Raw genomic sequence first — 8,774 nt, 5'->3', positions numbered from 1 at the left:
CCATGAGTACGTTGACCCGGACGGACCGCCAGCAGGCGGCCGCCGACTCCGCACCGCACGCAGCGCGACAGCGCCGTGCCCGGCGTAGGGAGGGCTGGAGCCGCCGGCTGCCGCTGCTTCCCGCGCTGATCTTCACCATCATCGTCACCCAGCTGCCCTTCCTGCTGACCATCTGGTATTCGCTGCGGTCCTGGAACCTGTTGCGTCCCGACGGCAACATCTTCGTGGGACTGCAGAACTTCGTGGACATCTTCTCCGATTCCACGTTCCGGGTCGCGGCCGTGAACTCGGTGGTGATCACGCTGGGCTGCGTGGCCGTCGCCCTGGTCCTGGGGACGTTCTTCGCGATTCTGTTGGACCGCGAATTCCTGGGCCGGGGGATCGTGCGGACCCTGCTGATCACCCCGTTCCTGATCATGCCGGTGGCCTCCTCGCTGCTATGGAGCGTTTCGATGCTCAACCCCAGTTACGGGATGGTCAACTGGGTGCTGGGGTTGGTGGGGATCGGACCGATCGACTTCACCTCCTCGCTCCCGCTGCTCTCGGTGGTCATCGCCCTGGTGTGGCAGTGGACCCCGTTCATGATGCTGCTGGTCCTGGCCGGACTGCAGGCCCAATCCAAGGACGTCCTCGAAGCAGCTTCGCTGGACGGTGCCGGCTGGTGGAAGACCTTCACCTGGGTGACCATGCCGCAGCTGCGCCGGTACATGGAACTGGCCGTGTTGCTCGGGTCGATCTACGTGGTCAACACCTTCGACCAGATCTACCTGATGACCGCCGGCGGACCGGGCACGGCCAGCGCGAACCTGCCCTTCTACATCTACCAACGCGCCTTCCTGGGCTTCGACATCGGCCAGGCGGCCGCCATGGGCGTCGTGGTGGTCATCGCCACGATCCTCATCGCCATCTTTGCGCTGCGTTTGATCTTCCGCAGCTTCGACGACAAGGAGCTGTCATGAGCGCCACAACCCAACAAACCGCGGGGTCCGGCACCCGGGCCGAACGCCCGGAAGTCTATAAACCGCGACGGAAGGGGGTGGTCAGCGGAAGTCTGCTGACCACGTTCACCTGGGTCGCGGCACTGGTCTTCTTCGCCCCGATCGCATGGATGGTGATGACTTCCTTCAAGCAGGAGAACGTGGCCTCGTCGAGCCCGCCGAGCTTCTTCTTCGAACCCACCTTGGATCAGTACAAGGCAGTGCTGGGCTCCGATGCCGCCCCCTACTTCCTGAACTCGCTCATTGCCACCGGTGTTTCGACGCTCTTGGTGATTCTGTTGGCCATTCCTGCCTCCTATGCGTTGAGCATCCGGCCGGTGAAGAAGACCAATGACGTGTTGTTCTTCTTCATCTCCACCAAGATGCTCCCGATCGTCGCGGTCATCATGCCCATCTACGTGATCTCCGGTCAGCTGCGGGCGCTGGACAGCATCTGGACGCTGGTCATCCTCTATACGGCCATGAATCTGCCGATCGCCGTGTGGATGATGCGTTCCTTCTTCCAGGAGGTCCCCGGGGAGGTGCTCGAAGCGGCCTCGGTGGACGGGGCCGGACTGATCAAGACGCTGCGCTCCGTATTGATCCCGATGGTCACCCCGGGGATCGCGGCGACCGCGTTGATCTGTGTAATCTTCTCCTGGAACGAGTTCTTCTTCGCTCTGAACCTCACCGCCGCGAAGGCGGCGACGGTCCCGGTGTTCCTGATATCGCAGATGACCAGCGAGGGCTTGTTCCTGGCCCAACTCTCGGCGGCCTCGGTGCTGGCCTCGCTGCCGGTGGTCCTGGCCGGTTGGCTGGCCCAGAAGCAGCTGGTCCGTGGCCTGTCGATGGGTGCCGTGAAATAAACAGCAACCACGTCCTCCTGCGGTACGACGCCGGCACCCCTCGGGTGCCGGCGTCGTACCGCGTAGGATGCCGGGTATGGACGACTCCGCCTTCCGTGCCTATTGCCTCGGGTTGCCGGGGGTGTTCGAGGACCATCCGTTCGGCCCGGATGCCAGTGTGTTCAAGGTTTCTGGATCCCCCGAAGGGCGGGTGAAGATGTTCGCCCTGCTCTGGGACGGATCGGACCCGGCGCGCGCGAACCTGAAATGCGAGCCGGTCCTGGCCGACCAGCTGCGGGCCGCGCACCCTGAAATCACTCCCGGCTACCACATGAGCAAAAAACACTGGAACACGGTGGCCTGCGCCGGATCACTCGATGATGCCACGGTGCGTGACCTGATCGAGGACTCCTACGATCTGGTCGTCGAATCGCTTCCGAAGGCCGAGCGCGAACGCCTGGGGTGGAATGGGCTGGCTCGGGGATAGGCTGGGCGCATGATTTTCATCGTCGTCAAGTACAAGGTCAAGCCCGAATTCGTCGACTCGTTCCTCGAGATCACCCGGCCCTTCACCGAGGCCACCCGCGCCGAGGAAGGCAACCTCTGGTTCGAGTGGTCGCGCAGCGTCGAAGCGGAGAACGAGTTCGTGCTCGTTGAGGCGTTCCAGGACGGGGCCGGTGAGGCCCATGTGCGCAGCCAGCACTTCGCCGATGGCCTGGAGGCCATGCGCCCGACCCTGGCCGAAACACCGCTCATCGTCAGCCGCCAGGTCGAGGGCGAAGGCTGGGAGCAGATGGGCGAACTCCAGGTCGACGCCTGAAGCACGCCCCCTGCGATGGTCCCGGTTCTAGGCCGGTTCACCCGTGGAGACCTCGACGTCGAAGGCCACGGGGGTTCCGTGCTCGACGGTGCGTGAGACCGTGCAGTGCTTATCGTGGGAGAGCTTGACGAGGCGTTCGACCATGCTGGCCGCCTTCTGGCCCCCGGCGTCATCGCCGAAGGCCAGCTTGAACGCGAGATTCAGATTCTCCATCCGGCTGGCACCGCCCTCGTCGGCGATCTTGTCGCCCGAGGCGGTGACCTCGAATTGGGTGGGTTCGGCGCTACGTGAGGTGGCGACGTCCACATCGATCGCCGAGCAACCGGCGATGGCCGCCAAGAGCAGTTCCACGGGGGAGAGCAGCCCCTCGCCCTGGCCGAATTCGACCTCGGCTCCCGCGGCATTGCGGGCGGTGTAGTGGCCCGTCCGGTTACGTGACAATTCGATGGAACGGGTGCTGGAATCCTGGGTTTCACTCATGCGACCATCATGCCATCGGCGGATCGGTCCGCGGGGCGGGGGGATACGCTGGCGCTATCGACGTCACCGAGGAGGAACCCCCATGAATCGCCCGCACTCAGTGTCCGGCATGTTCGTCGCCACCCTCGTGCTGTGGCTGGTGTCCATCGGCTGCGGCATCGCCGCCGGACTCACGCTGAACTGGAACGCGGATCCGGGGCAGCAGATCCAGCCGCTGGTCGTCATCGGGGCCGTGGCCGCGGTGGGGTCGGCCATCTTTGCCCTCTGGACCGGGTGGCGGGCCTGCCGGGCGCTGGACTACCTGGTGGCCACCGCCCGGTAGTGCGGGCGTCACCGGCCCGCCCCGGCGCCCGGGATCATCCCTGGGCCGGGGAAGTCTCCGCCACCGAGGAGCGTCGCATCCGCTTGCCGTTGACCAGGCCGATGGACACCGAAGCGAGCAGCAGGACGCCCATGCCGATCAGCAAGGGGTAGGGCCCGAACTGGTAGATCAGGGGCATTGCTGCTGCCGTGATCAGCCCGCCGCCGAAGAACGGCTCGAAGACCAGTTGCTTATATCCGAAGGCCTCGTAGGCGGGGCTCTTGCCCTCGGGGTCGGCGATCCGCATGAGGATCAGGCCCGTCGCAGTGACCCCCATCGACTGCCCGAAGTCCCCGATCCCGCGTTCGAACCAGTACTTCGGGATGTAGCGGCGGGCGAGGAAGAACAACACGACCACGTTCCAGATGATGCCCACACCGGCCAGGAGCAGGAAGGGGCCGATGTTGGCGGCGATCGCCTTCAGCGACAGGGACGCCAGGGCACTGACGATCAGCAGGTCCAGGGCCAGGCCCTGGATGCGCATCATGGATCCACGGTCGATGAGGTGGGTCTTGCCGGTCTGGTCCAGGACGAGCTGGATGATGACCCCGCCGAGCATCGCCAACGGGAAGAGCGGAACGTATTCGAAGACCTGGACGCTGTCGGCCCAGGTGACGCTCTCGATCCACTGCAGCGCCGAGAGGAGCACCTGTCCGACGAGGATGGCCAGCGCGATGAAGGCCACGTGCAGCGTCATGCTTTCCACCGACGAGGAGCGCACGGTCAATTGCCCGGCCGAGGGCTGGTCGTCCTTGGAGTAGAGGCCCTTGAGCTCATTGTCCGGAAGCTTGGTCGAGGCGGAGATGACCTCGGTCCGCCCCGTGCGCACGGCCCAGTTGATGGCTGCGATCCCGATGACGATGCCGCTGACGATGCCGATCGTGGCCATGCCCAGCGCCAGGTCCGGTCCTTCGGTGAAGCCCAGTTCGTTCATGACCGGGGCCATGCCGGCTGCCGTGCCGTGGCCGCCTTCGAAGCCGATCTCGATCAGTGCCCCGGCCATGGGGGTCATCCCGAAGAGCGGGACCAGGACCAGGACGGCCAGGGCCAGGCCGAAGACGTACTGCCCGGAGGCGAAGGTGACGCCCAGGCTCAGTTGCGGGCCCAGCAGCCGGGCGGCACGTTTGGGGGAGGGGATCGATTCACCCATGAACAGTGCCGCGAACACCACGCTGATGAGCAGGCCGGGCAGCGTGCCCCAGACCTCGAGGATCTGCGTTCCGAAGAGGCCACCCTCGGCGAATCTGTCGGTACCGGCCAGCGAGGCCAAATTGCCGAACACGTAGGGTCCCAGCAGCAGGGCCAGGAATCCCCCGAGGATCGAGGCCGGCAGGAACAACTTCTGCGCGATCTTGCTACGTACCCGGATCAGCTTGCCGAGCAGGACGATGAGTCCCAACAGGGCAAGAGCCAGGCCCACGACGTCTGCCGACATGGTTCTCCGATTCTTGGTGGGCGGACGCTGTCACAGCAGCGGCGCGGTGGTCGATCGGCAATTATTGCGTGATGCAGGCCTCTCGGTCCACTCGGATCTTCGGCCCGGAGGCCGGTTCCCGTACCGCCGCGTGACAATTCGGTGCAATAGGTGAACAAGGTCACACGGTATTGGTTGAAACCGAGCAAATTCCGTGCGTTGTTTGCCGCGTCCTCAGGGCACCCCGGCGGTGGGGGCCGGGATCATTTCTGGTGGATCTGTACGCGGTGCCCGTCGGGGCCGTCGATGAAGGCAAACGAGCCCCACGGCTGGATATCGGGGTCGGTGACCGTGGCGCCGCGCTCGCGGAGCCAGCCGACGGTCGCGGCGATGTCCTCGCAGGCATAGGTCAGGTAGGCGCCCTCTCCCGCCTGCTTGCCGGCCTGGCCGGCATCGAGCAGCGCCATCGTGGTCGCTCCTTCCGCCGGGGCCAGCTCGAGCCATCGGGCGCCGTGGCCCATGTCCTGATCGGTGACGATCACGAATCCCAGCAGATCACGATAGAACCGAAGGGACGCGTCCTGATCCGAGACGTACAACATGGCGGTACCGATGCGGGTGATCATGCGCTCACGGTACGCGGAAGGGCCCCGCGGACCAAGGGGTGAAGCGCTGTCGCGCTAGGCTCACTGGATGCGCTTTTCCGCTTTCGACTGGTACGTCGAGCACACCCTGGGCCTGCGGACGGAATTCGTTCCCGTTGCCCCGGAGGAACAGAACAGCGATTACGAAGCAGGCAATGCACCGGTCTCAGGGCAGCGCTGGCGGTTGCGCACCGCCCGCGTCACCCCGACGAAAGCGGGAGCCTTCGTGGCCGTGTGGCGCCGATCCGAGCAGGGCGCCACCGAGCCCTTTCCGGCCGATGAAGAAATAGCGGGTCTCGCCGTATTCGTGGTGGAGGAGGACCAACGCCGGGGGCTCTTCTGGTTCACCGCGGCACACCTGCGCGAGCTGGGCATCACCAGTTCGCAGGGGCATCCCGGAAAACGGGGGTTCCGCGTCTATCCGGAATGGTGCACCGGCCTGAACCGGCAGGCTTCGAGAACCCAGGCGGCGCAGGCTCCGGCGTTTGTCCGGCTCGGAGCAACTTCAGGATCGTGAGCCCGGTCCGGGGGAAACTGCGACAGAATGGCAGGATGGACGCCAACGCCCCGGAATCCGCTCCGGCCCAGGGATCGCTCAAGCGCAGTCTGACATTGGGGCAGTTGGTCTTCTACGGTCTGGTCTTCATCGGTCCCGCCGCTGCCGTGGGCATCTATGGCACCCTCGACGCCAAGTCCGGGGGAGCGGTGGCGACGGTCTATGTCGTGGCCACCCTGGTCATGGCCTTCACCGCCTCCAGCTACATGCGCATGTCGCGGGAAATCCCCCGGGCCGGCTCCGTCTTCGCCTACGCCGGGGCCGGGATCGGGCCCCGCGCCGGGTATGTCTCGGGGTGGATGATCCTGCTGGACTACCTGCTCATCCCCTCGGTCGCCTACATGTTCACCGGCATCGCCCTGAACTCGTTGTTCCCGTCCGTGCCCATCTGGGTGTTCGTCGCCGTCGCCGTGGTGGGGACCACGGCGCTGAACCTGGCCGGGGTGCGTGTGGCCTCCAAGGTCATCACCGCCGTCGTACTCCTGGAGGTCCTGGTCCTGCTGATCGTGTTGGTCTGCGGTGCCTATGTGCTGGCGACGGCCGGACCGGAACGGCCCTGGCTCAGCCCGTTCACCGGGATCGGCGGCTTCTCGCTGACCGCGGTCCTGGCGGCCGTCTCCGTCGCGGTGCTTTCCTTCCTGGGCTTCGACGCCCTGGCCACGTTCGCCGAGGAGACCAAGGGGACCGTCCGGCTCGTCGGCCGGGCGACACTGATCTGCCTGGTGGCGGCCGGACTGCTCTTCGTCGCCCAGACCTACGTCGGGGCACTACTTTCCACCACGACGCCTGCGCAGCTGGCTGCCGATCCGAGTCTGGAAGGTGCCGCCTACTATGTGGCCGTGGAGGACAGCATCGGCGAATGGCTGCACTGGTTGCTCGCCCTCTCCAAGGCGGCGGGCGCGGCCTTCGCGGCGATGGTCGGGCAAGGCGCGGGCAGCAGGATCATCATGGACATGGCGCGGGAGCGGCGCCTGCCGCACGCACTGGCCGCGGTTTCGGAGCGGACCGGGGTGCCGGTACGCAGCATCCTGATCACCGCCAGCGGGAACATCGTCGTCGCCGTCTGGGCGGCCACCCGGGCCGACGGGCTCGATATCCTCAGCTCGATCGTGAACGTCGGGGCGCTGACGGCGTTCATCCTGCTGCACGTCTCGGTGATCGGCTACTACCTGGTGAAGCAGAAGGCCGCCGCGCGCGGGACCTGGTTCGCCCACGGCGCCATCCCGGTCGTCGGGGCCCTGATGCTCGGGGTGGTCCTTGCCTCGGCCACGCAGCTGGCACTGCTCGTCGGGCTCGTCTGGTTCGGTGTCGGGCTCATCGTTGCCCTGGTCTCGCATCGGAGTAGCCGAACCTGACCCGGGAGTAGGCTCGGGGAATGGACCTGTTGGCACCTTTGAGAACCCGTTTGCGGATGACCTTCGCCGGCCAAACCGAAACTGTTCCTGCCTGGGAAGACGCGTTGGAGAACGGCGAGGATGCCGGATACTTCAACGCCGGATCCGTCGTCTGGCAGGTGAACGGGGGCACGACGCCGATTGCCGCCGGGATCCGTGCCCTCCTGATCCAGGCCCTGCATCCGGGCGCGCTCGCCGGCGTCGCCGAGCATTCGAATTACCGCGAGGATCCGCTGGGTCGACTCGCGGGAACCATCCGCTGGATCTTCACACTCACTTACGGCGATACGGTCGCCGCCCACGAAGCCTGCCGGTATGTCCGCAAACTCCATGTTCCGGTCCGGGGGGAGTATATGGACGCGCAGGGTACCGGCCGTCGCTACTCGGCGAACGACCCCGGGCTGTCCGAATGGGTCCACCTGGCCTTCACCGACGCATTCCTGCGTTCCTACGAACTCTTCCGCGGCCCCGTGCCAACACGGCTCGGTGGTGCCGACGCCTATGTCGGCCAATGGGCGAAGGCCGGTGAACTCATGGGGGTCATCGATCCACCGCGCACCGACGCCGAATTGCGTCAACGCCTTCAGGGGTACGACGACGAGGGCCTCCTGGCCGGTGGTCCTCGCGTGGATGAGGTGGTGTCCTTCCTGAAGAACCCTCCGCTGGATCCGATGCTGATGCCCGGCTACCGCCTGCTCTTTGCCGCCGTCGTTGATTCCCTTCCGGGGCGGTACCGCGACCTGCTCGGGCTCTCAGCCCCTGCACTGGGACTGCCCGGCGGCCGTCAGGTCCACGTTCCCGTACGCTCCGGCGCGAAGGCGTCGTTGGCCGTCATCGGTGCCGCCTTGGGCAAACAGGGGCCCAGCGAGCTGGCGGCACTGCGCCGGCTCGCCCGGATCGGCCAGCCCGGGGATCTGACCTACACCGATTATGGGTTGACCGAACTCGGGCACGCGCCGGCGGGTTACCGAACCGTCAGGCGGCGCTCACGCGTCGGGGCCGGCGAGGACGCGTTCCGCCGCCTGGCCGACGGGATCCTGGATTGGCAGATGCACCGCGGTGCCGGACTGAGGGTGCCGGAGGATACCCCGCGGGCGAGCCCGGGCGTCCGCGTCGTCTCCGGCATGGGGATCGGACCGATCCGGGTGCCCGCGCCCTGCCGGGTGTTGTGGAGCCTGGAGCCGGAGGCTGCGGATCCGGATACCGGGCCGCGCCGGGCCGGCTTCGGCTACGGAACCCTGAAGCGCCATCCCGTGGCGGGGGAGGAGGCCTTCACCGCCGTG

The 8,774-nt window shown here is 66.3% G+C and carries 11 protein-coding genes; 8 read left to right on the top strand and 3 right to left on the bottom strand.

The window, feature by feature from the left end; translation table 11 throughout:
- Positions 1 to 2 precede the first annotated feature (2 nt).
- From ACT3S6_RS15665 to ACT3S6_RS15650, 4 genes are all read left to right on the top strand, one after another.
- Positions 3 to 959 (top strand): carbohydrate ABC transporter permease, encoded by a 957-nt coding sequence (locus ACT3S6_RS15665; protein ID WP_444555739.1) that lies wholly within the window; start codon positions 3 to 5, stop codon positions 957 to 959.
- A complete protein-coding gene (locus ACT3S6_RS15660; protein WP_444555738.1) occupies positions 956 to 1,843 on the top strand; it encodes a carbohydrate ABC transporter permease in 888 nt (295 codons plus the stop codon). Before ACT3S6_RS15665 ends, ACT3S6_RS15660 begins: the two co-directional genes overlap by 4 nt.
- A gap of 76 nt (positions 1,844 to 1,919) precedes the next feature.
- Entirely contained in the window at positions 1,920 to 2,309 is a 390-nt protein-coding gene (locus tag ACT3S6_RS15655) for an MmcQ/YjbR family DNA-binding protein (protein WP_444555737.1), read from the top strand.
- A 9-nt stretch (positions 2,310 to 2,318) separates the two neighbouring features.
- On the top strand, positions 2,319 to 2,642 hold the full coding sequence (locus ACT3S6_RS15650) for a putative quinol monooxygenase (protein ID WP_444555736.1): 324 nt from the start codon (positions 2,319 to 2,321) through the stop codon (positions 2,640 to 2,642).
- A 27-nt stretch (positions 2,643 to 2,669) separates the two neighbouring features.
- On the opposite strand, the gene ACT3S6_RS15645 is transcribed toward ACT3S6_RS15650, so the two are convergent.
- Positions 2,670 to 3,122 carry an OsmC family protein gene (locus ACT3S6_RS15645; protein ID WP_444555735.1) on the bottom strand — a complete coding sequence of 151 codons (453 nt, stop codon included), beginning with the start codon at positions 3,120 to 3,122 and terminating at the stop codon, positions 2,670 to 2,672.
- 82 nt (positions 3,123 to 3,204) lie between these two features.
- On the opposite strand from ACT3S6_RS15645, the gene ACT3S6_RS15640 reads away from it, so the two are divergent.
- Positions 3,205 to 3,444 carry a hypothetical protein gene (locus ACT3S6_RS15640; protein WP_444555734.1) on the top strand — a complete coding sequence of 80 codons (240 nt, stop codon included), beginning with the start codon at positions 3,205 to 3,207 and terminating at the stop codon, positions 3,442 to 3,444.
- 34 nt (positions 3,445 to 3,478) lie between these two features.
- Here ACT3S6_RS15640 and ACT3S6_RS15635 read toward each other — a convergent pair whose 3' ends face one another.
- Both ACT3S6_RS15635 and ACT3S6_RS15630 read right to left on the bottom strand, forming a co-directional pair.
- Positions 3,479 to 4,918: a sodium/glutamate symporter gene (locus ACT3S6_RS15635; protein WP_444555733.1), complete on the bottom strand. Its 1,440-nt coding sequence runs from the start codon at positions 4,916 to 4,918 to the stop codon at positions 3,479 to 3,481.
- Between the two features lie 242 nt (positions 4,919 to 5,160).
- Positions 5,161 to 5,523, bottom strand: a complete 363-nt coding sequence (locus tag ACT3S6_RS15630) for a VOC family protein (protein WP_444555732.1) — start codon at positions 5,521 to 5,523, stop codon at positions 5,161 to 5,163.
- A 67-nt stretch (positions 5,524 to 5,590) separates the two neighbouring features.
- Between ACT3S6_RS15630 and ACT3S6_RS15625 the strand changes: the two genes are divergently transcribed.
- The 3 genes from ACT3S6_RS15625 to ACT3S6_RS15615 form a co-directional block, all read left to right on the top strand.
- Positions 5,591 to 6,058 (top strand): MepB family protein, encoded by a 468-nt coding sequence (locus ACT3S6_RS15625; RefSeq protein WP_444555731.1) that lies wholly within the window; start codon positions 5,591 to 5,593, stop codon positions 6,056 to 6,058.
- A gap of 35 nt (positions 6,059 to 6,093) precedes the next feature.
- The gene (locus tag ACT3S6_RS15620) at positions 6,094 to 7,452 is read left to right on the top strand and encodes an APC family permease (RefSeq protein ID WP_444555730.1); all 1,359 of its coding nucleotides are present in this window, start codon (positions 6,094 to 6,096) and stop codon (positions 7,450 to 7,452) included.
- Positions 7,453 to 7,472: 20 nt separating this feature from the next.
- Positions 7,473 to 8,774, top strand: a 1,302-nt coding sequence (locus ACT3S6_RS15615) for a DUF1990 family protein (RefSeq protein WP_444555729.1), incomplete at its 3' end; no start/stop codon positions are given.

Origin of the sequence: Arthrobacter sp. AOP36-C1-22, assembly GCF_052377515.1 — a bacterium.
Lineage (GTDB): Bacteria > Actinomycetota > Actinomycetes > Actinomycetales > Micrococcaceae > Arthrobacter_H.
This window is presented reverse-complemented; position numbering and strand designations above follow the sequence as displayed.

Bases quoted from the DNA above. Each gene is read 5' to 3' on its own strand.
- ACT3S6_RS15635 (WP_444555733.1), bottom strand. From the start codon at position 4,918: ATGTCGGCAGACGTCGTGGGCCTGGCTCTTGCCCTGTTGGGACTCATC.
- ACT3S6_RS15660 (WP_444555738.1), top strand. From the start codon at position 956: ATGAGCGCCACAACCCAACAAACCGCGGGGTCCGGCACCCGGGCCGAA.
- ACT3S6_RS15665 (WP_444555739.1), top strand. From the start codon at position 3: ATGAGTACGTTGACCCGGACGGACCGCCAGCAGGCGGCCGCCGACTCC.
- ACT3S6_RS15645 (WP_444555735.1), bottom strand. From the start codon at position 3,122: ATGAGTGAAACCCAGGATTCCAGCACCCGTTCCATCGAATTGTCACGT.
- ACT3S6_RS15655 (WP_444555737.1), top strand. From the start codon at position 1,920: ATGGACGACTCCGCCTTCCGTGCCTATTGCCTCGGGTTGCCGGGGGTG.
- ACT3S6_RS15625 (WP_444555731.1), top strand. From the start codon at position 5,591: ATGCGCTTTTCCGCTTTCGACTGGTACGTCGAGCACACCCTGGGCCTG.
- ACT3S6_RS15630 (WP_444555732.1), bottom strand. From the start codon at position 5,523: ATGATCACCCGCATCGGTACCGCCATGTTGTACGTCTCGGATCAGGAC.
- ACT3S6_RS15640 (WP_444555734.1), top strand. From the start codon at position 3,205: ATGAATCGCCCGCACTCAGTGTCCGGCATGTTCGTCGCCACCCTCGTG.
- ACT3S6_RS15650 (WP_444555736.1), top strand. From the start codon at position 2,319: ATGATTTTCATCGTCGTCAAGTACAAGGTCAAGCCCGAATTCGTCGAC.
- ACT3S6_RS15620 (WP_444555730.1), top strand. From the start codon at position 6,094: ATGGACGCCAACGCCCCGGAATCCGCTCCGGCCCAGGGATCGCTCAAG.